This window comes from Streptomyces sp. bgisy027 (assembly GCF_057710365.1).
Genome location: NZ_JBYIVZ010000027.1, coordinates 109,954 through 133,811 on the forward strand (window position 1 = coordinate 109,954; position 23,858 = coordinate 133,811).

Here is a 23,858-nt window from a genome sequence, read left to right on the forward strand (position 1 = left end):
TCGATGGTAGGCAGTGGGCAAGCTCTGGCCAACCCATTGGACCAACGATTCACCAGGACTTCGGGCACCGCCGCACCGCGCCGGGCGAGGGTCGGCCCGTGACGGGCACCGGTGCGTCGGCCTGGGTGTCCCCGGACAGCACACCTAGCCGCGCATCTGCCCGAGCCACTGCAAGGTCCGCCTTACCTCCGCCGCGACCGGGTGGCCGGGGCCGTGCAGGCGCTCGACGTCCATCAGCAGGCGGGCCAGGGTGTCGTGGGCGGCGGGACGGTCGCCCACGGCGAGCAGGAGGTGTCCGATGCGGCGGCGGACGTCGTGGGCGAGCTCGGGGTCGCCGGAGACGTACTGGTTCTCGTAGTACGGCAGCAGCGCGCGGTACTCGGTGAGCGCGGCTGCCGGCTGTCCGAGCTGTTCCAGGCACTGGGCGACGTCGTAGCGGAAGCGCAGGGCCTGCGGGTCGGCCTGGCCGGCCTCGGAGGCGCGTTCGTCGGCGAGGCGGCGCAGTTCGGGCAGCGCGCGCCGGTACTGGCCGTCGTCCATGAGGGTGGCCGCGTACTGCTTGCGCAGGGTGCGCACCACCGGGGAGTGCTCGCCGTGCTGTTCTGCCGCGGTGGGCAGGATCGCGCCGAGGATGTCGACGGCCTGGGTGATCCGGCCCTCGCCGAGCAGCCGCTTGACCTCGTCGACGGCGCGCGCGACGTCCGGTTTCTCGTCGGCGGGCGTGACCGGGGTGGCGGGCGTCGGCTGGGGCGCGGGGGTGCGCGCCCGGTCCGGCCAGGGGGCGTGCGGGCGCAGGAACGGGCGGGTGGGGTCCAGCGGCTCTCCGGTGTGGATGCCGCGCGCGGGCAGCAGCGACTCCAGGTCGTCGTACACCTGCTGCGCGGAGGCGGGCCGGTGCTGCGGGTCCTTCGCGAGCAGCCGCAGGACCAGGGCTTCGAGCGCCTCGGGGACCTCCGGGCGGACTCGGCGCACGGGCACCGGCGGCTCGTACAGATGCCGGTGCAGCACGCCGAGCGCGGTCGAGCCGGAGAACGGCACGTCTCCGCTGAGGAGTTCGTGCATGAGCACGCCCAGTGCGTACAGGTCGGTGTACGGGCCGACCGCGCCGCCCATCGCCTGCTCGGGGGCCATGTAGGCGGGCGAGCCGATGGGTGTGCCGGTGTGGGTGAGGCGGGTGGTGTCGGCGTCCATGACGGAGGCGACGCCGAGGTCGAGGACGGTGACCGTGCCGTCCTGCTTCACCATAAGGTTGCGCGGCTTGAGGTCGCGGTGGACGATCGGCACCGCGTGCACGGCGCTCAGCACGGCGCACAGTTGTGCGGCGATCGCGACCGCCCACTGCCAGGGGTACGGGTCGTGCTCGGCGAGATGGGCGGCGAGGTCCGCACCGTCGACGTACTGCATGACGAGGAACAGTTCCTCGCCCTCGCTGCCCGCGTCGTGCACCGTGACCAGCCCGGGGTGGTCGACCTGCGCGGTCACCCGGCACTCGCGCACGAACCGGCGGCGCAGTTCGTCCGCCTCCTGCCCGGCCACCTTGTCGGGGCGCAGCAGTTTCACCGCCACGCGCCGGTCGAGCCGCTGGTCGTACGCCGTCCAGACCTGGCCCATGCCGCCCTGGCCGATGAGCGCGGACAGGGCGTAACGGCCGGCGACGACACGCCCTGTCGTCACGGTCACCGTCCGCCCTCGTGGTCGCCGTCCGGGCGGGTGTCGTGCTTGCGCAGGTAGTCACTGAGCTCGTCGAGCTCGGCGCGCACCTGGTCGATGCGCGCGGGCGCGGGGCGCTGCGGGGGCGTGGGCGGCGGCGCGGGCGTGCGCGGCATCGGCGTCTGCGACATCGGGGTGTTCGGCAGCGGGGTGTTCGGCAGCGGCCGCTGGGGTATCGGCGGCGACTGCGGCACCGTCGTGGCCGTGTAGGGCGACTGGGCCTGCGGGTAGCCGTAGGCCGGGGACGCCTGCCGCTGCCCGGCGTAGCCGGAGAAGCGGAGCTGGTGGAAGTGGCGTATGTCCGCGGAGAGGTAGTACGCGATCGCGGCCACCATGCCGCCCAGGACGAGGGCGAGGCCCGTCCAGCCGCCGGCGGTGTGGATCTCGTCGCCCGGCTCGGAGCCCATCAGGTACAGGCCGAGGAACTCCACCACGATCGACGCCGTGAACAGACACCAGTCGAGCGCCCTGCGGGTCACGATCGCCAGGCGCAGCATCATCACCCACATCAGCAGGCCGAAGCTCAGCACCGACATCACGACGAAGACCACGCGCAGGAAAACCAGCCAACCGGTGGGCGGCGGCTGCTTCACCGGCTGCGGATAGCCGTGGCCTTGCATGACTGCTCCTGATGCCTGAGGTGGGCGCGCGGGGTCGACCGACCCTGCCCGGTACGGGGCAACCTCGGTCGTGCGATTGTCGCTTCGAGCGTATAGGTCGACACCGACATAGGGTCACCGGTTGTACCGAACCGTTGTCGTGCTGATCACTTCCCGCGACGGCGCAGGTCGCGCGGAGCCCCGGCTTCCGGCCCCGCCCGTCCCTGGCGGCTCAGAGCGGGTGCCGCATCCACACGTTGGGCTCGACGTACACGGCGTAGCCCCGCTCCGGCTCGCACCGCACCGGCACCAGCGCGCCGGGCACCTCGACCTCGCCCGGGACGTCGAAGGGCAGCCCGGTCCAGCGGCGCCACTGCTCCAGCGATCCGGCAACGGTCATGGAGGCCGGAGCGATGGAGTCGATCGTCGCTCCGGCGCGGGCGTGCACGCGCAGCCACGGGTCGTGGGGCAGGCCGTCGGGGCGTACCCGGTGGGCGTACTCCTCGATGGGGGTGCGCGGTTCGAGGTGCTTGGCGTTGGGGCGGACCGGGGCGACGACCTCGCTGAAGCCCCGGGCGCGGGCGTTGTCCCGCATCGCGCCGAGCAGCCGCGCGGACAGGCCCCCGCCGAGCGCGTGCGGGGCGATCACGACGGAGACGGCGCTCACGGTGTCGGGGCGGACGCGGCCGCGCAGGTCGGCGAAGGCCCACACCAGCACCTCGTCCCAGCCCCGGGCGGGCAGCCGGCCGCGGCCGTCGGCGTCAAGGGCGAACGGAACGCTGAACGCATGGGCGACCACCGCTCCCCGCTCGTCCTCCGCGAACAGCGCGTACTCCGGGAACTCCCGCGGGATCCGGGCGTAGTGCGCGTTGCCCACGGGGTCCTGGACGACGAACTCCGGCCATGTGTCCGGCATCGCGAGGACCCGCTGGAGCATCTCCGGCCGTTCCGCCAGGCTCCACACCTTCAGTTCCATGCCGGAACCGTAGGCACGCGGCGTGCGCGCGGGAAATCCGTTTTCAGCCACCGCACTGACGCAGCATCGTCTCCTTGTCGGCACCGGTCACCGGGAGTTCGTACTTCAGCGACACCTGGGCGAAGCGCACCGCGTAGGAGCAGCGGATGCTCTTGTTCGGGGGCAGCCAGGACGCGGGGCCGGAGTCGCCCTTGGAGCTGTTGGCCGGGCCGTCGACCGGTATGAGGTTGAGAGGGTCGTTGGCGATGTCCTGGCGCTTGCCCTTCGGCCAGCGCGAGGCGCCCATCTGCCAGTCGTAGGACAGCGGCATGACGTGGTCGATCTGCACGGTCGTGGCCCGGGACTTGGTCCACTCGATCGTCCGGCCCGTGTACGGGTCGTGGAGTGTCATCGAGGCCACGACGCAGTCGGAGCCGGAGCGGTGACGGACGTCCTCGCCGTCGCGCTTGAGCAGGTCGTTGCGGGTGTCGCAGCCGTTGCGCGAGAACGGGATGCCGCCCGGCGCCGAGTCCATCCATGCATAGCCGAACTCGTCCCGGTCGTAGCCCGTCCTGGGGCCGCGGCCCTTGGTCGCCACCTTCTCGATCAGGTCCCGGGCCTTGGACCGGTCGGCGTCCGAGGTGAGCGGGGCGAGGCCGGGTTTCGTGCCGTCGGGGTTGTCGAGCGGGCTCACGGCGCGGCCGGACCCGGGGGCAGGGGCGGCGCCGGAAGCCCCGTCGTCCACGGGTAGATCGACGTTCTCGCATCCCGCCAGGACCAGCACCATGCCGAGCATCGCCGCGGCGCTCGCCGCACCGCCCTTCAGACGCGTCACGATGCGCCCCTCCCCTGCCGCGCGTTCCGCCCCGCACAGGCGGTTTTCCCTGGTACTCCGTCTCGCACACGGTAGCGACCCGGCGCACGGCGGCATTCAGGAGGCCCGACCCAATCGCGCGTACTTCGCAACTCGGGCGTATCGTCGGTGGTGAATCACCTCGGGAAGGAGCTCTGGATGGGCATCTTCGACAGGTTCAAGAACCGCCAGGCGCAGGACAAGGCGAAGGACGCGTCCGACACCGCGGAGCGGAAGGTCAACGAGAGGACGGGCAACAAGTACGAGGGGCAGGTCGACGAAGCGCAGCAGAGGATGGAGCGCGAACTCGGCATGAACCGCGACAGGCCCGATCAGCCGTAGGACCGCAAGCGCCGCACAGCCCCACCGGCGCCCGCGTCACGGTCGGGCAGTCGACGAACGCCTTGAGGTGAACCGCTTCGAGGTGAACCGCCTTGGAAGCAGGGGCCGTCCGCATCCAGGGAGAGATCCCTCCCGCGGACGGCTTCGCGTGCCGGCGTCACACCTTCCCGATCCCCAGCGTCGTCTCCGAAGGCAGCAGCCCGGAGGACAGCACCGCCACCCAGAACTCACCGAGCAGTTCCACGAGACGGTCGATCTCCGCCGCGGTGAGCGACTGCCAGGGTGCCGCGGCGAGTCGGTCGGTGTGCTCCTCGACGGTGCGGCGCAGTTCACGGCCCGCCTCCGTGGCCGTACCGTCTGCGTCGACCAGACCTCGGGCGGTCAGACGGTCACGGGCCGACTGCCATTCCTCGGGGCTCCAGCCACGGCTCTCGAAGCGCTCGACGGAGGCTGCGCCTATCGCGGCGAAGGACACCAGCGCTTCCACGGGATCCAGGCCGGCCACCATCAGGGCGGCTGTGTGACCGTCGCCGCGATGCTCACGCAGGATCGTCGCCGCGTGCCAGAGCTGGAGGTGCGGGACCTCCGGCCAGTCCAGGGCGGCGTTGGCCGCGGCGAGCGGGCGGCCCGCGGTGTTCGCCGCCTCGGCGGCGCGACGGACGAGGGCCGCGAGCTCGGCCAGTTCGGGACTGTCCACCCGGTCGCCGAATATCGCGCGGCAGGCCCGGTCGACGCCGCGCACCCGCGCCCGCAGCACGGCCTCGGGACTCGCGACCTTCCAGGCCGGGTCGACGTGTTCGGCCACCATGCGCGGACTGAAGCTGTAGAACGCGGAGGTGACACTCCGCGCGCCGGTCACCCCCAACGGCGCCGCCCGGTAAGGGAAGTAGCTCGGCCAGCGCTCGTCGGTGGCGTACCCGAGCCCGGCGGCCTCCTCGAAGGCTTCCGGCGCGTAATACAGCACCGCGTGCAGCGGTTCCAGCAGATGCCAGAGCTGCCGCACCCGACCCGGATCCATATCGCTGTCCTGATTCGCCATGGCGCGCCCCCAGCCCCTCTCCGTAACTTGACACTGACAAGATTGCCCGAACACCTCGGAACTTGGCAACGCCTAGATGGGAAAAACTTGTCGCCGCCTAGATTGCGCGTACGCTGCTGCCATGACGCAGCAGACCTCTTCTCGCCGCCCGTACCACCACGGCGACCTGCGGCGAGCCATCCTCACCACCGCGCTCGACGTCATCGCCACCGACGGTCCGTCCGCGCTCAGCCTGCGCGACCTGGCCCGCCGCGCCGGTGTCTCGCACGCCGCGCCGGCCCATCACTTCAGGGACCGCACCGGGCTGCTCACGGCGATCGCCGCCGAAGGGTTCGGGCTGCTGTCGACCGCGCTCATCGAGGCGGCGGACCTGAAGGCCGCCGGTGTGCGCTACGTCCGCTTCGCGCGCGAACACCCCGCGCACTTCCAGGTGATGTTCTCGCCCGAGCTGCTGCGCAACGACGACCTGGAACTGACCACGGCGCGCGCCCTCGCCGGTGACGCCCTGCGCGGCGCCGTCGCCCTCGTGCACCCCGAGGAGCTCGGCATCGAGCCCCGCATGGCCTCGGTCGCCGCCTGGTCCCTGGCACACGGCTTCGCCACGCTGCTCCTCAGCCACAACCTGGACGGCCCGCTCGGCGACCAGGACCCCGAGGAGGCGTTCCGGGCGCTGGCGGCGATGCTGCTCCGCAACCCCGCCTGAAAACCCCTCACCGCGAACCCGGCACCCGGTGGACCGGCACTCGACACCCAGCACTCGACACCCGGCACCCAGCACCCAGCACCCGACACCCAGCACCCAGCACCCAGCACCCAGCACCCAGCACCCAGCACTCGACACCCGACACCCGACACCCGACACCCAGCACCCGACACCCAGCACCCAGCACCCAGCACTCGACACCCGACACCCGGCACCCGGCACCCGACACCCAGCACTCGACACCCAGCACTTGACCTCAAGCCCCCTTGAGGTTCCAGAGTGATCAGCATGACCGCCGAAACCACGCACACCACCCCCGCCGCCCGGGCAGCCGACCTCCGGGCCGTGGCCGAAGTCGTCGCCACCGTGGAACGCACCCAGCGCACCAAGGACCCCGAAGGCTTCCTCGCCCTCTTCCACCCCGACGCGCTGTGGACCACCGCCCACGGCAAGGTCCTCATCGGCCTCGACGCCATCGCCGAGTTCACCCGGGCCGTACTGCCCGCGGCGACCTGGGACGGCGATGTCACCTACGAGGCCGTGCACACGCAGTTCCTGCGGCCGGACGTGGCGGCCGTCAAGGTCCGGCAGGTCCACCACTCACCGGCCGGTGACACCGAGGGCGCCCCGCTGTACGTCATGACCAGGCAGGACGACGGCAGGTGGCTGCTGCACGCCTGCCAGAACACCGAGGTCCTGGCCGACTAGAACAACCACCCCGCACCGCCGTACACGGGCCGGCCGGAGTCACGACCCCAGGATCGAAGCCAGGAACTCCCCGACCCACCCGAGCAACTCCCGCCCGACCAGCGGCTTCCCGCCCACCTTCGCGGTCTTCGGGCGAGGCACCAGCAGCTGGTGCACGGCCGGCTTGATGACGGTGCCCGGGTACAGGCGCTTGACCCGCAGCTCCTGGGACTCCCGCAACTCCACCGGCGCGAAACGGATGTTGTTGCCCTGGAGGACGATCTCGCGGACACCGCACGCGCGGGCCAGCATGCGCAGGCCCGCCACCAGCAGAAGGTTCTCGACCGGCTCGGGCAACTTGCCGTAGCGGTCGACGAGTTCCTCGCGTACGGAGGTGATGTCCTCCTCGGTGTTGGCGGAGGCGATGGCGCGGTACGCCTGCAGCCTGAGCCGCTCCCCGGGGGCGTAGTCGTGCGGGACGTGCGCGTCGACCGGGAGCTCGATCTTGACCTCCAGCGGCGGCTCCTCCTCGACACCGCCCTCCAGGGACGCCCGGTAGTCCGCGACCGCCTCGCCGACCATGCGGACGTACAGGTCGAAGCCGACGCCCGCGATGTGGCCGGACTGCTCCCCGCCCAGCAGATTGCCCGCGCCGCGGATCTCCAGGTCCTTCATGGCCACGTACATGCCCGCGCCCATCTCGGTGTGCTGGGCGATGGTGGCGAGACGCTCGTGGGCGGTCTCCGTCAGCGGCTTCTCCGGCGGGTACAGGAAGTACGCGTAGCCGCGTTCGCGCCCTCGGCCCACCCGGCCGCGCAGCTGGTGCAGCTGGGACAGGCCGAAGTTGTCGCCGCGCTCCACGATCAGGGTGTTGGCGTTGGAGATGTCGATGCCGGACTCGACGATCGTCGTCGAGACGAGCACGTCGAACTTCTTCTCCCAGAAGTCGACGACGACCTGCTCCAGCGCCTGCTCCGACATCTGGCCGTGGGCCGTGGCGATGCGCGCCTCGGGGACGATCTCACGCAGCCGGGCGGCCGCGCGGTCGATCGACTCGACGCGGTTGTGGATGTAGAAGACCTGGCCCTCGCGCAGCAGTTCACGGCGGATCGCGGCGCCGATCTGCTTCTCCTCGTACGGGCCGACGAAGGTCAGGACCGGGTGCCGCTCCTCCGGCGGGGTGGTGATCGTCGACATCTCGCGGATGCCGGTGACCGCCATCTCCAGGGTTCTGGGGATCGGGGTCGCGGACATCGTCAGGACGTCGACGTTGGCACGCAGCTTCTTCAGCTGTTCCTTGTGCTCGACGCCGAAGCGCTGCTCCTCGTCGACGATGACCAGGCCCAGGTCCTTGAACTTGGTCTCCGACGCGAACAGCCGGTGCGTGCCGATGACGATGTCCACCGCGCCGTCCTTCAGCCCCTCCAGGACGGCCTTCGCCTCGGTGTCGGTCTGGAACCGGGACAGGGCGCGCACGTTGACCGGGAACTGCGAGTAGCGCTCGGAGAACGTCCCGAAGTGCTGCTGCACCAGCAGGGTCGTCGGCACCAGGACAGCGACCTGCTTGCCGTCCTGCACCGCCTTGAAGGCGGCCCGCACCGCGATCTCCGTCTTGCCGTAACCGACGTCGCCGCAGATCAGGCGGTCCATCGGGACCGACTTCTCCATGTCCTCCTTGACCTCGGCGATGGTCGTCAGCTGGTCGGGGGTCTCGGCGTAGGGGAAGGCGTCCTCCAGCTCGCGCTGCCAGGGGGTGTCCGAGCCGAAGGCGTGCCCGGGGGCCGCCATGCGCGCGCTGTAGAGCTTGATCAGGTCGGCGGCGATCTCCTTGACGGCCTTCTTGGCCCGCGCCTTGGTCTTCGTCCAGTCGGCGCCGCCCAGGCGGTGCAGTGTGGGCGCCTCGCCGCCGACGTACTTGGTGATCTGCTCCAGCTGGTCGGTGGGGATGTAGAGCCGGTCGCCGGGCTGGCCGCGCTTGGCGGGGGCGTACTCCACGACGAGGTACTCGCGCGTGGCGCCCTGCACGGTGCGCTGCACCATCTCGATGTAACGGCCGACGCCGTGCTGTTCGTGGACGATGTGGTCGCCCGTCTCCAGGGTGAGCGGGTCGATGGTCTTGCGGCGGCGGGCCGGCATCCGGGCGCCGTCCTTGCCGGCCGCCTTCTGCCCGGACAGATCGGTCTCGGTCAGGACGGCGAGTCTGAGGGCCGGGTCCACGAAGCCGTAGTCGATCGAGCCGCACGCGACATGGACGACCGAGGGGGAGATCTCCCCCAGGTCGGCCTCCATGCGGGCCGCGACGCCCTCGCCGCCGAGCACCTCGACCGTGCGGGCGGCCGGGCCGTGGCCCTCGGTCACGAAGACCGTGCGCCAGCCGTCGGCGAGCCAGCCCTTGGTGTCGGCCAGGGCCTTCGCGGTGTCGCCGCGGTAGGACTCGGGGGCGTGCATGCCGAGCTTGAGGGTGTCGGCGTCGAGTTCCTCGTCGGCCGCGAAGGGCGAGACCGACCACCACATCATGTCCAGCTCGCGGGCACGGTCACGGACGTCCGCGATGGACCACAGGGAGGCCGCGCCGACGTCGATGGGCGCCTCGCCGCCGCCGGCCGTGGCGGCCCAGGACGCCTGCAGGAACTCCTGACTCGTCGCCACGAGGTCGGCGGCACGCGTGCGTACCCGCTCCGGATCGCACACGACGGCCATGGCGCCCTTGGGCAGGACGTCGAGCAGCAGCTCCATGTCGTCGACGAGGACCGGGGCGAGGGACTCCATGCCCTCCACCGCGATGCCCTCGGCGATCCTGCCGAGCAGCTCGCCGAGCTCGGGGTGCTCCTCGGCGAGGGCACGCGCGCGTGCACGTACGTCGTCGGTGAGGAGGAGTTCGCGGCAGGGCGGGGCCCACAGGCCGTGCTCGGCGACTTCGAGGGAACGCTGGTCGGCGACCTTGAAGTAGCGGATCTCCTCGATGTCGTCGCCCCAGAACTCGACGCGCAGGGGGTGTTCCTCGGTGGGCGGGAAGACGTCGAGGATGCCGCCTCGGACGGCGAACTCGCCGCGCTTCTCGACGAGCTCCACGCGCGCGTAAGCGGCGGCCGCGAGGGCGTCCACGACGGCGTTGAGGTCGGCGGTCCGGCCGGTGCGCAGGGCCACCGGCTCCAGGTCGCCGAGGCCCTTGACCTGGGGCTGGAGGACGGAGCGCACGGGGGCGACGACGACGGAGACCGGGCCGGTCTCGGGGTCGTCGGAGCTGGGGTGGGCGAGGCGGCGCAGCACCGCGAGACGGCGGCCCACGGTGTCGCTGCGGGGGCTGAGGCGCTCGTGCGGCAGGGTCTCCCAGGACGGGTACTCCACGACGCCCGCCGACGGGAGGAGGGAGCGCAGGGCCGCGGCCAGGTCCTCCGCCTCGCGGCCCGTCGCCGTCACCGCGAGCAGCGGGCGGTCGGTCTCGCGGGCGAGGGCGGCGATCGCGAACGGGCGCGCCGCGGGGGGTCCGACCAGGTCGATGTGCATGCGGTTGCCGTCTGCGGCCGCCGTGATCGCTTCCGCGAGGGCGGTGTCCTTGACTACGGCGTCGAGCAGACCGTGCAGACTCATGGAGGGCGCTTTCCGTCCGAGGGGGTGGGCAACACGAAGGGCCCGACACGCGAGACGGGCCGGGTGTTCCAGCGTACGTCGCTGCGCGGGCGGACGCCGGGCCTGTGGATAACGTCCGTTCTCCCGTGATCGGCGTCGCCGCGAGGCCGGGTTCCTCGCCCCCGCCGCCCCTACCCGTCCCATCCATCCCCGGGGGCCGCGCCCCCAGACCCCCCGCTTCGGCGCTTCGGCCTGAACGGCCTCGTCCTCAAACTCCCCCAAGCCCTACGAGCAGGGGGACCCCCAGACGGGCCAAAAACTGCCGACCGGCTCGTCAGCGCACTCCGGATCGGCTGAAAGCACCTGAACGGTGGCCAAAGGTCCGCACCGCGTAAGGTCCCCCCATGCCCACCCCCGCCGCCTCCACCGCCCGCGACGCGCCCCCGGACCCCCGCATACCGGCCCCCGGCACCCCGCACGACTCGGGGCGGAGCCGCACGGGAGCGGGTCGGCAGGACCCCTGGCTGCTGGCCGCCGCGCTGTTCGTCGGGTACGCGATCGTCTCCGTGGGCCGTTACCGGCATCTGGGGCAGAAGTCGTGGGACCTCGGGATATTCGAGCAGGTCATACGGTCCTACGCGCATCTCCAGGCGCCGATCGCCGACCTGAAGGGGCCGGGGTTCAACATCCTCGGGGACCACTTCAGCCCGGTGACCGTGCTGCTGGCACCGGTGTACCGGATCTTCCCCTCGTCGATCACCCTGCTCGTGGCGCAGGCGGCGCTCTTCGCGCTCTCCGCGGTCCCCGTCACGCGGGCCGCGGCCCGGCTGCTCGGGCGGCGCAGCGGCCTGGCGATCGGTGTCGCGTACGGGCTGTCGTGGGGGCTCCAGCAGGCGGTCGACTTCGACTTCCACGAGATCTGCTTCGCCGTACCGCTGATCGCCTTCAGCCTCGAAGCGCTCCTCGCGCGGCGGTGGCGGGCCGCTCTGCTCTGGGCGCTTCCGCTGGTCCTCGTCAAGGAGGACCTGGGGTTCACCCTCACCGCGATCGCCCTGGTCGTCGCCTGGCGGGCCCGGCGGGAGTCGCCGCGGGCCACCCGGTGGGCGCTCGGCGTCGCCGTGTTCGGCGTGGTGGCCCTCGCGCTGACCCTGCTCGTGGTCATACCGAGCTTCAACTCGGCGGGCACCTACGACTACTGGAACAAGGTCGACGAGTCGAGCGGCGGCGGCCCCTTCGACGGCCTGGACACCAAGCTCCGTACGCTCGCCTGGCTCCTGATACCCACCACCGGACTGCTCGCCCTGCGGTCCCCGGTCCTACTGGTCGCCCTGCCCACGCTCGGCTGGCGGTTCGTCTCCGCCTACCCGCAGTACTGGGGCACGGACTGGCACTACAGCGCCGTCCTGATGCCGGTCGTCACCTTCGCGCTCGTCGACGCCCTCGTGCTCTTCCGGGACAGCACGCGCGCGTGGCTGCGTTCGTACGTCCAGCACCTGCCCGCGGCCGTCGCGGCGGCCTCGCTCGCGCTGACGACCTCGCTGCCGCTGGCCGACCTGACGGAGGGCGAGATCTACCGCAAGCCCGCGCGCGTGAGCGCGATAGAGCGCCTCCTGGCCGGGGTACCCGATGGCGCCTCCGTAGAGGCGAACATCGCGCCGATCAGCCGGCTCACCTCGCGCTGCCGGGTCTTCTGGGTCAGCAACACCCGTGGCGTCGAACCCGACTTCATCGCCCTCGACAACTCACGCAAGCGCTACCGCGACGTCGAGGCGTACGCCCGGACCCTGCACCCCGACGCCCGGTACACCACCAAGGGCACCGCCTTCGGAGTCGTGCTCCTGCAGCGGCAGACCGCGGGCTGACCGCCGAGGCTCCCACCCAGCCGGGCCCGGTCCGGAAGGTGGCAGTGCCTTCCGGACCGGGCCCGTCCCCCGCAACCCCCGTGTGCGGTGGCCATTAAGGGACCGCTCGACCGCCTACTCCGTCGCGATCGCGTTCAGTACGTTCATCCGGCCCGCCCTGAACGCCGGCACCAGGGCCGCGAACAGGCCCACGAAGGCCGAGCCGATGAAGACCGCGATGATCGTCGGCCACGGGATGTCGAGGACGTTCAGGCCCTCCAGAGCCAGCAGCTTCTGGGCCGTCGCGCCCCAGCCCATGCCCAGCCCCAGGCCCAGCAGGGCGCCGAAGAGGGCGATGACCACCGACTCCATGCGGATCATGCGGCGCAGCTGGCGGCGGGAGAGGCCGATCGCGCGCAGCAGCCCGATCTCCCTGGTCCGCTCGACCACCGACAGGGCCAGGGTGTTCACCACGCCGAGGACCGCCACGATGATCGCCAGGGCCAGCAGGCCGTAGACCATGTTCAGGAGCTGGCCGACCTGGTCCTTCAGCTCCTCCTTGTAGTCGGTCTGGTCGCGGACCTGGTACTGCGGGTAGGAGTCGAGCGACTTCTTCAGGGCGGCGTACGCCGCTTCCTCCTGGCCTTCCTTCGCCTTGCCGAACATCATCACGCTCTGCGGGGTGCGGTCGGCGGGCAGGTACTTCGACAGGGTCTCGATGCTCGTGTAGCGGGCGCCCTGGTCGATGGAGGTGTCGTCGTCGGTGATGGCCGCGACCTTCAGCTTCGCCGTCTCGCCGCCCTTGAAGGCGACGGAGATGGTGTCGCCGACGCGCACGCCGTGCTTCTTGGCGTAGTCGGAGCCGACCGACATGGCGTCCTTGCCGTAGGCCGCGGAGAGGGTGCCCTGCGTGGTGGTGCGGCGCAGGTCCTCGGCGTACGTCGGGTCGGCGGCCGTGATCCCGCTGTCGTCGGTCTTGCCGTCCGGCGAGGTCAGGGTGGCATCGACGTCCTTGTAGCGGGTGACGTGGGCGAGGCCCGGCGTCTGCTGCATGGTCTTCTCGGCCTGCGGCACGATCGGCTGCTGCTGGCTCATGACGATGAAGTCCGCGCCCACCGACTTGTCCAGCTCGCTCGTCGCCGAGGCGACCATCGAGGAGCCGACCACCGAGAGGCAGGCCACCAGCGCGAGGCCGATCATCAGGGCGGCACCCGTGGCACCGGTACGGCGCGGGTTGCGCAGGGCGTTGCGCTCAGCCATGCGGCCGACGGGCCCGAAGGCGCGCAGCAGCACCGCGCTGATCACCCGGACCACCGCACCCGCGAGGAGCGGGCCGATGACGACGAAGCCGATCAGGGACAGCACCACACCGCCGCCCAGCATCAGCGCGCCGTCGCTCGCCTTGTCGGCGGTGGCCGCGGCGTACAGGGCGAAGGCGCCCGCGCCGGTCAGGACCAGCCCGACCAGGGCGCGCACCCGGCCGGCCTTGCCGTCGGCCGGCGTACCGGCGTCGCGCAGGGCGGCCATCGGGGAGACCTTGCCCGCGCGGCGGGCCGGCAGGTAGGCGGCCAGCACCGTCACCACGACGCCGAGGATCAGGCCGACGACCGGGGTCGTCACCTTCACCGTGAGGTCGTCGGTGGAGAGGTTCATGCCGGCCATCGACATGAGCTTCATCAGGCCGACCGCGATGCCGACACCGGCGGCCACGCCCAGGACGGAGCCGATGAAGCCGAGCAGCAGCGCCTCCACCAGCACGGACCGGTTGACCTGCCGGCGCGAGGAGCCGATCGCCCGCATCAGGCCGATCTCGCGGGTGCGCTGGGCGACCAGCATCGAGAAGGTGTTGATGATCAGGAAGATGCCGACCAGGAACGCGATCCCGGCGAAGCCGAGCATGGCGTACTTGATGACGTCCATGAACGCGCCGACGTCCTTGCGGTTCTCGTCGGCGCTCTCCTTGGCCGTCTGGACCTTGTACGCGCCGTCCAGGGCCTGCGCGACGTCCTGCTTGAGCTTCGCGTCGCTGACGCCGTCCGCCGCGGTGACGGACACCTGCGTGAAGCGGCCGGTGGCGCCGAGCAGGGTGCGCTGGGCGGTCTCGGTGTCGAAGTGGACGACGGCCGCGCCCGGGTTGGTCACCTTCCAGGAGGCGATGCCGACGATCCGCGCGCGGATGTCGCCGGTGGCGGCGATGGTGCGCAGTTCGTCGCCGAGCTTCAGGTCGTGCTTGTCGGCGGTGTCCGCGTCGACCATGACCTCGGTGGGCCCGCGCGGGGCGTGCCCGGAGGTGATCTCCATGGACTTCTTGTCGTTCTCGGTCCAGTTGCCGGCGATGGTGGGCGCGCCGGTGGAGGAACCCATGTTCTTGTTCTCGGAGTTGACGACGGTCACGCTCATCGAGCCGACCGCGCCCTCCGCCTTCTTGACGCCGTCGACGGCCGCGACCCGCTCGACGGCCGAGGCGGGCAGCGAGGCGGGCTTGCCGGTACCGGCGCCGTCGTCCTCGTCCTTCGCCTCCTTGGGGCTGACGGTGACGTCGGCGGAGGTGACGGCGAAGAGCTTGTCGAAGGTGGTGTTCATCGTGTCGGTGAACACCAGGGTGCCCGAGACGAACGCCACGGACAGCAGCACGGCCACGGCCGACAGGGCCATCCGCCCCTTGTGCGCGAAGAAGTTGCGCATCGAGGTCTTCAGGACGGTCATGACGTGCGCCCCCGGGCGTCGAAGTCCTTCATGCGGTCCAGGACGGCGTCGGCGGTCGGCTTGTACATCTCGTCGACGATGCGTCCGTCGGCGAGGTACAGCACACGGTCGGCGTAGGAGGCGGCGACCGGGTCGTGGGTGACCATCACGATGGTCTGCCCGAGCTCGTCGACGGACCTGCGCAGAAAGCCGAGGACCTCGGCGCCGGCGCGGGAGTCGAGGTTTCCGGTCGGCTCGTCACCGAAGATGATCTCCGGGCGGGCGGCCAGCGCACGGGCGACGGCGACGCGCTGCTGCTGGCCGCCGGAGAGCTGGGTCGGCCGGTGCTTGAGCCGGTCGGACAGTCCCACGGTGTCGACGACGCGCCCGAGCCAGGCCCGGTCGGGCTTGCGGCCCGCTATGTCCATGGGCAGCGTGATGTTCTCCAGGGCGTTCAGCGTGGGCAGCAGGTTGAACGCCTGGAAGATGAAGCCGATCCGGTCCCGGCGCAGCTGCGTGAGCTTGTTGTCCTTCAGCCCGGTGATCTCGGTCTCGTCGAGGTAGATCTGGCCGCTGGTGACGGTGTCGAGCCCGGCGAGGCAGTGCATGAGCGTGGACTTGCCGGATCCGGAGGGACCCATGATCGCGGTGAACTGGCCCCGCGCGATGTCCACGTCGACGTGGTCGAGAGCGACGACACGGGTCTCCCCCGACCCGTACGCCTTGACGACCTGCCGCGCCCGTGCGGCAACGGCCGTACGCCCTCCAGTACCCCCGTGCCTGGGAATGGTCACAGCCGATGTCACGGTTTGTCTCCTAAGTCGGTCAGCTGGTGCATCACGAGAACTGTTACGACGTTCAGTCTCGTGGCGGGAGAGGGTCCGGCGCGCTGGTGCCCGGCCCCCTCTTGTGCGGGGGAAAACCCCACCCCCGGTGGTTCGGTGAACCGCCCCCCAGCGGCGTGAAGCCAGGTTAAGGACGGCACCCGCACCGTCTCGTCCTCCGGCGGTACCAACCCTCCCCGAGACCTTGTACGGAGGTCCCCCTAGGGGCTGTCCGCCCTTCGGTGGAGCGCACGTCGGGGTTGTCTCCACCCTCGGTCCCATCGAGCCTCCACCCTCCCGCGACGTCAGGGTCAAGTGGGAAGCTGTTCGGCGGCAGATAGGTGCAAGGGGAAAGCAACAGGAAAGGACTCCGGTGGGCAGTACGACACCCGCGATACGGGACACCGCACAGCGCACCGGAACCGACAGACGCGCGGCCGTGGTCGCGGCCCTGATGCTCGCGATGGCGCTGGCCGCGCTCGACTCCACGATCGTCTCCACGGCCGTACCGCAGATCGTCGGCGACCTCGGCGGCTTCTCCGTCTTCTCCTGGCTGTTCTCGGGCTATCTGCTCGCGGTGACGGTGACCCTGCCCGTCTACGGCAAGCTCTCCGACACCTTCGGCCGCAAGCCGGTGCTGATCGCGGGCGCGGCGGTGTTCCTGCTGGGGTCGCTGCTGTGCGCGGTGGCCTGGAACATGGCGGCGCTGATCGCGTTCCGGATCGTGCAGGGACTGGGCGGCGGGGCCCTCCAGGGCACGGTCCAGACCCTGGCCGCCGACCTGTACCCGCTGAAGGAACGCCCGAAGATCCAGGCCAAGTTGTCCACGGTGTGGGCACTGTCGGCGGTGGCCGGGCCGGGTCTTGGCGGAGTGCTGGCGGCGTACGCGGACTGGCGCTGGATCTTCCTCATCAACCTGCCCATCGGGGCGGTGGCGCTGTGGCTGATCGCCCGCCATCTGCACGAGCCGCAGCGCGCGACGACGGGCACGCGCGCGCGTGTCGACTGGGCGGGCGCGCTGGCGGTGTTCGCGTGCGGCGGCGTGCTGCTGACGGCGCTGGTGCAGGGCGGGGTGGCCTGGCCGTGGCTGTCGGCCCCGTCCCTGGCCCTGTTCGCCGCGGGGCTCGCGCTCGTGGCGGTCGTGGTGCTGGTGGAGCGGCGGGCGGCCGAGCCGATCATCCCCGGATGGGTGTGGCGGCGCCGGACCATCGCCGCGGTGAACCTGGCGCTCGGCGCGCTGGGTCTGCTGATGGTGGCGCCGACGGTGTTCCTGCCGACCTACGCCCAGGCGGTCCTCGGCCTGGCCCCGGTGGCGGCCGGATTCGTGCTGTCGGTCTGGACGTTGAGCTGGCCGGTGTCCGCGGCGCTGAGCCAGCACGTGTACCGCAGGATCGGCTTCCGCAACACGGCGATGCTGGGCATCGGAACCGCCTCGCTGATCCTGCTGGCTTTCCTGTTCCTGCCGTATCCCGGGGCGGCCTGGCAGCCGACGCTGCTGATGCTGCTGCTGGGGGCGGCGCTGGGGCTGTTCCAACTGCCGCTGATCGTGGGCGTGCAGTCGACGGTCGGCTGGTCGGAGCGCGGTACGGCGACGGCGTCGGTGCTGTTCTGCCGGCAGACCGGCCAGACGGTGGGCGCGGCACTGTTCGGCGCGGTCGCCAACGGCGTGCTGGCGTCGCGGCTCGGCGGGGCGAACGACCTGGACTCGGTGACCCGGGCGCTGGCCTCCGGCGGCACGGCCCCGGAGGCCACCAGGAGGGCCATCGCCGACGCGGTGCACGCCGTGTACCTGGGGGCGTCGTGCGCGGCGGCGCTGGCTTTCCTGGTGCTGTTGCTGCTGGCGCCGAGGCGGTTCCCGGTCCTGAAGGAGCCCGAGGACGAGGTCCCGGATCAGGTCTCGGATCAGGTCTCGGATCAGGTCTCGGACCAGGTCTCGGACCAGGTCTCGGACCAGGACCCCGATCAGGTCACCGTCGACGCCGTCAAGAACGCCGCCACGGAGGACGGCCGCTGACCTCGGGGTTGTCCGGTGACGGCCCGTCGAGGAGCGGCTCCGCGAGTGTTCAGGCCAGGCCCGGTGCCGCGTGGCGGTACCGGTGTTGTTCCCCGGGCGGACGGGCCCCCGACGGCCTCACCTACGCTGCCCCCATGCCGAGCCTGGAACGCCTGCGCGCCGACCACGCGGAAGCCCTGCTGGCCTTCGAGCGCGAGAACCGGGAGTACTTCGCCCGGACGGTGCCGGACCGCAGGGACGAGTACTTCACCCCTGCGGGTTTCGCGGCCAGGCACCAGGCCCTGCTGGCCGAACAGGACGCCGGCGTCTGCCACTTCCATGTCGTGCTGGACGGCGAGGGGCGCCTGGTCGGCCGTATGAACCTGATGGATGTCGAGGACGGTTCGGCCGAACTCGGCTACCGCGTGGGCGAGCTCTCGGCGGGCAAGGGTGTCGCCACGGCGGCGGTCGCGGAGATGTGCCGGTTGGCCGCCACGGCGTACGGGCTGACGTCCCTGGTCGCGGTGACCACGCTCGACAACACGGGGTCCCGGACCGTGCTGGAGCGGAACGGGTTCGTCACCTTGGGAGAGACGACGGTCGGCGGCCGGCCGGGGATCCGCTACAAGCGCGAGCATCTCGGACACTGACAGGGCGGGAACCGGCCCGCGAGGTCGAAGGGCGTGTCCTTCCGGGAGGGCTGATACGTCACTGTGGGTCCCCAGGTCCGCCCACTGTCCCGGGAGACCCGGAGGGTGAGGAAGGGTACGGCCACCTCATCGAAGGGGTCTTTCTCCTGCTCAGCTCGGTCCACGCCAACGCCTTTCACTTTCCGTGCCGTTGCGTTCACACAGTGACGTCATCCCGGTTACGCTCGGAAGGTGGCTCAGCGTGACAACGGGGTCGGCACGGAGGGGAGTTGCTGGGGTGGCCATCGAGGACAATCCGCGTTCGCGGGAGCAGTACGGCGCCGAATTGAAGCGGCGACGCGAGGCAGCGGGGCTCACCCAGGAGCAGCTGAGCCAGCGTGCGGTGATGTCACGCACGCACATCGCGCACATCGAGGCGGGGCGGCGGCGGCCGGATCCGGATGATGCGCGGAGGTTGGATCAGGTGTTGGGGGCAACCGGGTTCTTCGTGAACTTCTTGCCGACGCTGGACGGGAAGGAGGTGGCGGAGCACTTCAAGCAGGCGCTGGAGTTCGAAAGCAAGGCGACGGTGATCAAGGAGTACGCTCCCAGCCTCGTACCCGGCATCCTACAGACGCGTCCCTACGGGTACGAGGTGCTCAGCTGCAGCTTCCCGCGCAAGTGCGACGAGGAACGCGACAAGCTCCTGGCCACTCGCCTCGAACGTGCCCGCATCCTCGACGATTTCCACTCACCCGAGGTCTGGGTGCTTCTCGACGAGGCGGCGCTGAGCCGAGTTGTAGGCAGCCTCGCCGTGATGTGCGAACAACTTCGGCACATCGCGGAGTTGGGGGAGAGCCGCCGCATCCGCGTACACGTGCTCCCCTACTCCGTGGGCGCGCACCCTCTGCAAGAGGGCTTCCTCTCCCTGATGTGGTTCGAGGATCTGCCGCCCATCGCGTACGCGGAAGGCGTGAACAGCGGGCGCATTCTGGAACTTCCCTCCGTGGTACGCGAGTGCCAGGATCTTTACGATCACGTGCTAGGCGATGCCTTGTCGCACCGTAAATCCCTGGACCTGCTCAGGTCCGTTGCGGAGGATTATGAGCATGAAGCGCAGCGAGCACACCAATCCTGACCCCTCGACGCTGACCGCTTGGCGCAAGTCCAGTTACAGCGGCGGCAGCAGTGGCTCGTGCCTCGAAGTCAACGACGCCGCCCACCCCACCCACGTCCCCGTCCGCGACAGCAAAACCCCCACCGGCCCGGCGATCGTCTTCTCCGCTCCCGCCTGGACGGAGTTCGTCGCCGCGCTCCGTTAGGGCCTGGCATGGCAAGATGCCGGGCGGGGAGAGGGGGACGCGATTCTTTCCGTGGTCGCGAACATCGGGATCGGGCTGGTCACCAGCCTGCTCGGCGGTGCCTTCGTCTGGTTGTGGGAGCGCACCAAACGCACGCGTGAGGTCAACCGGCGCGCGGCGTTCTTCGGCGTCCGCCCGGGACAGACCTGCCTGATCGTGCTGGGCAACAAGTACAACGCGCCCGGCACCGCGCACTACCGGGACGTCCGCGCGGTGGTCGAGCTGTCGCTGCTCGCCGGGGAGTTGGGCTGCAAGGTCGCCGTGGAGTCCGGGGACTTCCGCGGCAGCAACGGCGACCGTACCGAGTTCTGTGTGGGCGGCCCGAGCGGTGGCGCCAACATCCGTACCGGCGGCCATCTCGCCGCACATCTCCCCGGAGTCACCGTCCACCCGTACGACGGGACCGGTCCGGACTCGATGACCATAGAGGTCGGCGGAGAGAAGTACCGCTGCGAGCGCGGTCACCAGGAGTACGCCCTCGTGGCGAAGTTCCAGCCCACGGAGTCCACCAGCCCCGTGTTCCTGGTGTCCGGGCAGACGGCGGTGGGCAACATCGCCGCGGTCCACTTCCTGCGGCGCGAGTACGCGAACGTGGCCGGTCGACTGTCCTCACTGGAACGCTTCTGCCTGCTGATCAAGGTGTCCGACATCGGCACCTACGAATTCCACCGGGCAGAGCTGGAACGAGAGGTCTCCGCAGCCGCGTTCGCGCGGTGACATGACCGCTCGGGCACCTGAAGTAGCGCGGCCGTCGCCCTCAGTCGCCGTACAGCCGACCCAAAAGTCTGAGTTAACGCGGGTAACACCCCAGGTCAGACACGGTTCGGCATCGCAAGCGCATACCGACCACTCAGTTTGCGGAAACCCTCGCGCTCACCTGGTACTCCACAGTAACCTGCGTGGCTCGCCCGCCCCCCACCTCCCTGCGGTCCGCCGCTGGACCCGAGCCACGCAAGGAGCACCGGGATGTCATCCCCGTACGACCCGTACGACCCGTACGACCGGCACAGCCAGTACGACCCCCACAACTCACGTGAATCACACGATCCGTACGACAGGTTCCGGCCACCTGCCCCGGCATCCACATCGCCGCCCCCGCAGTACGCCACCTACCCCTGGCAACCGCCCGTCCCACCGGAACCACCGGCACCCCCGAGGCACCTGACCTCCGACCACCCGCCCCTCGGACACCACAGCGACCTGCGGATCCTGCGCGGCGCCTACCGCTGGCAGCGGCGCGTGGCGACGCTGACCGCGCTCGGGTACTTCACGCTGTTCCTGATCCTGTCGGCGTTCGCGCCCGGGTTCATGACGGGCACGGTCACCGACGGACTGCCCGCGGGCCTGCTGCTGGCGCTGCTGCAACTGCCCGTCACCTGGCTGGCGATAGCCCTGTACGAGCACACCGCCCGGAACTACGTCGACCCGATCGCGGACCGCATCCGCAAGGAGGCCGCCGTGGACGCCAGGCGCGAGGCGGAGCGGAGGGCCGGACGATGACTGTCTTCAGCGGAAACGCGCAGGCGATGTCGTTGGTCGCCTTCTGCGTCGTGGTCACCATCACGCTGCTGCTGTGCGTGATGACCGGCCCGGACCGGGACGACCTCGACGAGTTCTACACGGGCTACAGCTCGCTGTCCCCCGTGCGCAACGGCCTGGCGATCGGCGGCGACTACATCAGCGCGGCGACCGTGCTCGGCACGACCGGTGTGGTCGCGTTGTGCGGCTACGACGGGATCGTGCTGGCGCTGAGCACCGCCCTGTCGCTGATGCTGCTGATGTTCCTGCTGGCCGAACCCCTGCGCAACGCGGGCCGGTTCACGATGGGTGACGCGCTGGCCCGCCGGATGCCGGGACGGGGTGTGCGGATCGCGGCGTGCGGGGTGACGCTGGCCGCGCTGCTGCCGCTGATGCTGGTGCAGCTGGCGGGTACCGGGCAACTGCTGGCGTTCATCCTCGGGTTCTCCAGCGACTCCCTGAAGACCGGATGTGTCATCGGGCTCGGCGTGCTGATGATCAGCTACGCGGCCATCGGCGGGATGAAGGGCACGGCGCTCATCCAGATCCTGAAGATGGTGATGCTGCTCGGGTCGGGCGCCGTGGTCGCCGTGCTGGTGCTGCGGCGGTTCGACTGGGACCCGGGCGCGCTGTTCAACGCGGCGGCCGAGCAGAGCGGGGTGGGCTCGGCGTTCCTCCAGTCGGGGCTCCAGTTCGCGGGCAGCCCGTACCCCCGTATCGACATGATCAGCTCCCAGCTCGCGGTCGTCCTCGGCGGCGCGGTCCTGCCGCACATCACCATGCGCATGTACACGGCGACGAGCGCGCGGCAGGTGCGCAGGTCCATGTCCTGGGCGGTGTCGAGCGTGGCGCTGTTCGTGCTGGTGATCACGGTCGTCGGCTTCGGCGCGACGGCGCTGATCGGGCGGGAGGTGATCGCGGGGGCGGACCCGCAGGGCAACACGGCCTATCTGCTGGGTTCCAGGGCCGTGTTCGGCGCCGAGGTCTCGACCGCGGAGAGCCTGCTGTTCACGGCGGTCACCACGGCCATCTTCCTCACCGTGCTCGCCTCGGTCGCCGGCATGATCCTCGCCTGCGCGAACTCTCTCGCCCATGACCTGTTCGCCACCCGGATGCGGGAGCTGTCCGGTCATCGCGAGATGGCGCTGGCGCGGCTGGCGGCGGTGGGGGTGGGCATCCCGGCGATCGTGCTGGCGACGCTGGTCCAGCACCGCAGCCTGCAACCGCTGGTGACGCTGTCCTTCACCCTGGGCGCCTCGGCCATCGCGCCGGCCCTTGTCTACAGCCTCTTCTGGCGCCGGTACACCCGGGCCGGCCTGCTGTGGACCCTGATCGGCGGCACGGCGGTCGTCCTGGCACTGATGCCGTGGACCAACCTGGTCTCCGGATCGCCGATCTCGGCGTTCCCCGAGGCCGACTTCAACTGGTTCCCGTTCACGACGCCCGGACTGGTGTCGGTGCCCGCCGGATTCCTCTTCGGCTGGCTCGGCACGGTCAAGTCCGGGCGCCGGGAGGCCGACGAGCAGCGACGGCAGTACGAGGCCGTGGAGGGGTGGATTCTGGCGGGGGCGGTACGCAGGGGGAACTGAGCCGGCGCGAGCGGGCCGCCCGGGTCACTCCTGGGCGGCCTGGCCCGTCAGGGCCGTCAGGCTGTTGCGCATCTGGCCGATGTGGGTGCGCACGTCGTCCCACACCTCGCCGTGCTCACGCAGCACCTGTTCGGTCTCCCGGGCGGTCTCCTCCGCATGCTGCCTGGCCTGCGCGACGAGTTCCGTGGCGCGGACCTGGGCCTCTTCCTGCACCTTGCGGGCGAAGGCGTCCGCCTCGGCGCGGAGCTCCTTGGCCTCGGCCAGCGCCGCCTCGGCCCGGGTCTCCCGGTCCTCCTCCGCGGCCTTCTGGGCGGCCTTCTTCTCCTTGGCCTCCCGCTCGAACACGCTCCGGCGCTCGTCGTGGTTCTTGGACTGCTCGGTGAGCATACGGGTGGTGCGATGCCGCAGCTCGCGCAGCGCGAGGAGTTCCAGTCCGCGCTCCTCGCGCACCGTGCGCCGGGCGGCGACCCGGATCTCGTCCGCCTCGGCGCGCGCCGCGAGCATGCGTTCCTCGGTGTACGCCTCGGCCTCCGCGTTCAGGGCGTCGGCGTGCGTCCGGGCCGCTTCCCGCAGCCCGCTCGCCCACTCCTGTGCCTTGCCCACCAGGCTCTCCGCCTCCTGCCGCGCGCTCTCCCGCACGGCCTCGGCCTCCTTCTGCACCAGCTCGAACAGCCGCCGGGCCTGGTCGCCGAGCGCCTCGTACGTCTGCGGTCCGAGCTGCGCCACCTCCTCGCGCAGCCGCTCCGCCTCCGCCTCCATCTCCTTGGCCAGCACGGTGAGCCGGGCGGCCCGTTCCCAGGCGGCGTCCCGGTCCCGGAAGAGGGCGTCGACATAGGCGTCGACCTGTTCGGGACGGTAGCCGCGCCCCTTGACGACCACGAAGTCGTGGAGCGAGCCCGGTTCGCTGCTCATCCTGAGAACCCCTCTCCGCCGAGCGAATTCGAAAAATGATGATTTAGC

Annotated in this window: 20 protein-coding genes; 11 read left to right on the forward strand and 9 right to left on the reverse strand. The window is 70.8% G+C overall.

Going from position 1 to position 23,858, the window contains the following annotated elements:
• Window positions 1-144 precede the first annotated feature (144 nt).
• From AC3ETA_RS26770 to AC3ETA_RS26785, 4 genes are all read right to left on the reverse strand, one after another.
• Window positions 145-1,638 carry a protein kinase domain-containing protein gene (locus tag AC3ETA_RS26770; protein ID WP_432195481.1) on the reverse strand — a complete coding sequence of 498 codons (1,494 nt, stop codon included), beginning with the start codon at window positions 1,636-1,638 and terminating at the stop codon, window positions 145-147.
• Between the two features lie 38 nt (window positions 1,639-1,676).
• Complete coding sequence (locus tag AC3ETA_RS26775; RefSeq protein WP_432195456.1) at window positions 1,677-2,330, reverse strand: hypothetical protein; 654 nt, start codon at window positions 2,328-2,330, stop codon at window positions 1,677-1,679.
• Between the two features lie 211 nt (window positions 2,331-2,541).
• The gene (locus AC3ETA_RS26780; protein WP_432195457.1) at window positions 2,542-3,285 is read right to left on the reverse strand and encodes an N-acetyltransferase; all 744 of its coding nucleotides are present in this window, start codon (window positions 3,283-3,285) and stop codon (window positions 2,542-2,544) included.
• 43 nt (window positions 3,286-3,328) lie between these two features.
• Window positions 3,329-4,060 (reverse strand): HNH endonuclease family protein, encoded by a 732-nt coding sequence (locus tag AC3ETA_RS26785; protein ID WP_432195482.1) that lies wholly within the window; start codon window positions 4,058-4,060, stop codon window positions 3,329-3,331.
• Between the two features lie 216 nt (window positions 4,061-4,276).
• On the opposite strand from AC3ETA_RS26785, the gene AC3ETA_RS26790 reads away from it, so the two are divergent.
• Window positions 4,277-4,459, forward strand: a complete 183-nt coding sequence (locus AC3ETA_RS26790; protein ID WP_432195458.1) for an antitoxin — start codon at window positions 4,277-4,279, stop codon at window positions 4,457-4,459.
• 157 nt (window positions 4,460-4,616) lie between these two features.
• On the opposite strand, the gene AC3ETA_RS26795 is transcribed toward AC3ETA_RS26790, so the two are convergent.
• Window positions 4,617-5,498 (reverse strand): SCO6745 family protein, encoded by an 882-nt coding sequence (locus tag AC3ETA_RS26795; RefSeq protein ID WP_432195459.1) that lies wholly within the window; start codon window positions 5,496-5,498, stop codon window positions 4,617-4,619.
• 121 nt (window positions 5,499-5,619) lie between these two features.
• Between AC3ETA_RS26795 and AC3ETA_RS26800 the strand changes: the two genes are divergently transcribed.
• Entirely contained in the window at window positions 5,620-6,201 is a 582-nt protein-coding gene (locus tag AC3ETA_RS26800; RefSeq protein WP_432195460.1) for a TetR/AcrR family transcriptional regulator, read from the forward strand.
• A gap of 288 nt (window positions 6,202-6,489) precedes the next feature.
• Window positions 6,490-6,909 (forward strand): SgcJ/EcaC family oxidoreductase, encoded by a 420-nt coding sequence (locus tag AC3ETA_RS26805; RefSeq protein ID WP_432195461.1) that lies wholly within the window; start codon window positions 6,490-6,492, stop codon window positions 6,907-6,909.
• Between the two features lie 39 nt (window positions 6,910-6,948).
• Here AC3ETA_RS26805 and mfd read toward each other — a convergent pair whose 3' ends face one another.
• Complete coding sequence (mfd, locus tag AC3ETA_RS26810; protein WP_432195462.1) at window positions 6,949-10,479, reverse strand: transcription-repair coupling factor; 3,531 nt, start codon at window positions 10,477-10,479, stop codon at window positions 6,949-6,951.
• Window positions 10,480-10,862: 383 nt separating this feature from the next.
• Between mfd and AC3ETA_RS26815 the strand changes: the two genes are divergently transcribed.
• The gene (locus AC3ETA_RS26815) at window positions 10,863-12,320 is read left to right on the forward strand and encodes a DUF2079 domain-containing protein (protein ID WP_432195463.1); all 1,458 of its coding nucleotides are present in this window, start codon (window positions 10,863-10,865) and stop codon (window positions 12,318-12,320) included.
• A gap of 114 nt (window positions 12,321-12,434) precedes the next feature.
• On the opposite strand, the gene AC3ETA_RS26820 is transcribed toward AC3ETA_RS26815, so the two are convergent.
• The gene (locus AC3ETA_RS26820) at window positions 12,435-15,005 is read right to left on the reverse strand and encodes an ABC transporter permease (RefSeq protein ID WP_432195464.1); all 2,571 of its coding nucleotides are present in this window, start codon (window positions 15,003-15,005) and stop codon (window positions 12,435-12,437) included.
• Window positions 15,002-15,790: an ABC transporter ATP-binding protein gene (locus AC3ETA_RS26825; RefSeq protein ID WP_432195465.1), complete on the reverse strand. Its 789-nt coding sequence runs from the start codon at window positions 15,788-15,790 to the stop codon at window positions 15,002-15,004. The genes AC3ETA_RS26820 and AC3ETA_RS26825 overlap by 4 nt, the downstream gene beginning before the upstream one ends.
• A gap of 391 nt (window positions 15,791-16,181) precedes the next feature.
• Between AC3ETA_RS26825 and AC3ETA_RS26830 the strand changes: the two genes are divergently transcribed.
• The 7 genes from AC3ETA_RS26830 (at window position 16,182) to AC3ETA_RS26860 (ending at window position 22,898) form a co-directional block, all read left to right on the forward strand.
• On the forward strand, window positions 16,182-17,822 hold the full coding sequence (locus AC3ETA_RS26830) for an MFS transporter (RefSeq protein WP_432195466.1): 1,641 nt from the start codon (window positions 16,182-16,184) through the stop codon (window positions 17,820-17,822).
• Between the two features lie 134 nt (window positions 17,823-17,956).
• Window positions 17,957-18,451, forward strand: coding sequence for a GNAT family N-acetyltransferase (locus AC3ETA_RS26835; RefSeq protein ID WP_432195467.1), 495 nt, complete (start codon window positions 17,957-17,959; stop codon window positions 18,449-18,451).
• 277 nt (window positions 18,452-18,728) lie between these two features.
• A complete protein-coding gene (locus AC3ETA_RS26840) occupies window positions 18,729-19,568 on the forward strand; it encodes a helix-turn-helix domain-containing protein (RefSeq protein ID WP_432195468.1) in 840 nt (279 codons plus the stop codon).
• Window positions 19,540-19,752 (forward strand): DUF397 domain-containing protein, encoded by a 213-nt coding sequence (locus tag AC3ETA_RS26845; RefSeq protein ID WP_432195469.1) that lies wholly within the window; start codon window positions 19,540-19,542, stop codon window positions 19,750-19,752. Before AC3ETA_RS26840 ends, AC3ETA_RS26845 begins: the two co-directional genes overlap by 29 nt.
• A gap of 51 nt (window positions 19,753-19,803) precedes the next feature.
• On the forward strand, window positions 19,804-20,508 hold the full coding sequence (locus tag AC3ETA_RS26850; RefSeq protein ID WP_432195470.1) for a hypothetical protein: 705 nt from the start codon (window positions 19,804-19,806) through the stop codon (window positions 20,506-20,508).
• A gap of 249 nt (window positions 20,509-20,757) precedes the next feature.
• Window positions 20,758-21,291 (forward strand): DUF485 domain-containing protein, encoded by a 534-nt coding sequence (locus AC3ETA_RS26855; RefSeq protein WP_432195471.1) that lies wholly within the window; start codon window positions 20,758-20,760, stop codon window positions 21,289-21,291.
• Window positions 21,288-22,898 (forward strand): sodium/solute symporter, encoded by a 1,611-nt coding sequence (locus AC3ETA_RS26860; protein ID WP_432195472.1) that lies wholly within the window; start codon window positions 21,288-21,290, stop codon window positions 22,896-22,898. Before AC3ETA_RS26855 ends, AC3ETA_RS26860 begins: the two co-directional genes overlap by 4 nt.
• A 24-nt stretch (window positions 22,899-22,922) precedes the next feature.
• On the opposite strand, the gene AC3ETA_RS26865 is transcribed toward AC3ETA_RS26860, so the two are convergent.
• Complete coding sequence (locus AC3ETA_RS26865; protein WP_432195473.1) at window positions 22,923-23,810, reverse strand: coiled-coil domain-containing protein; 888 nt, start codon at window positions 23,808-23,810, stop codon at window positions 22,923-22,925.
• Window positions 23,811-23,858 lie beyond the last annotated feature (48 nt).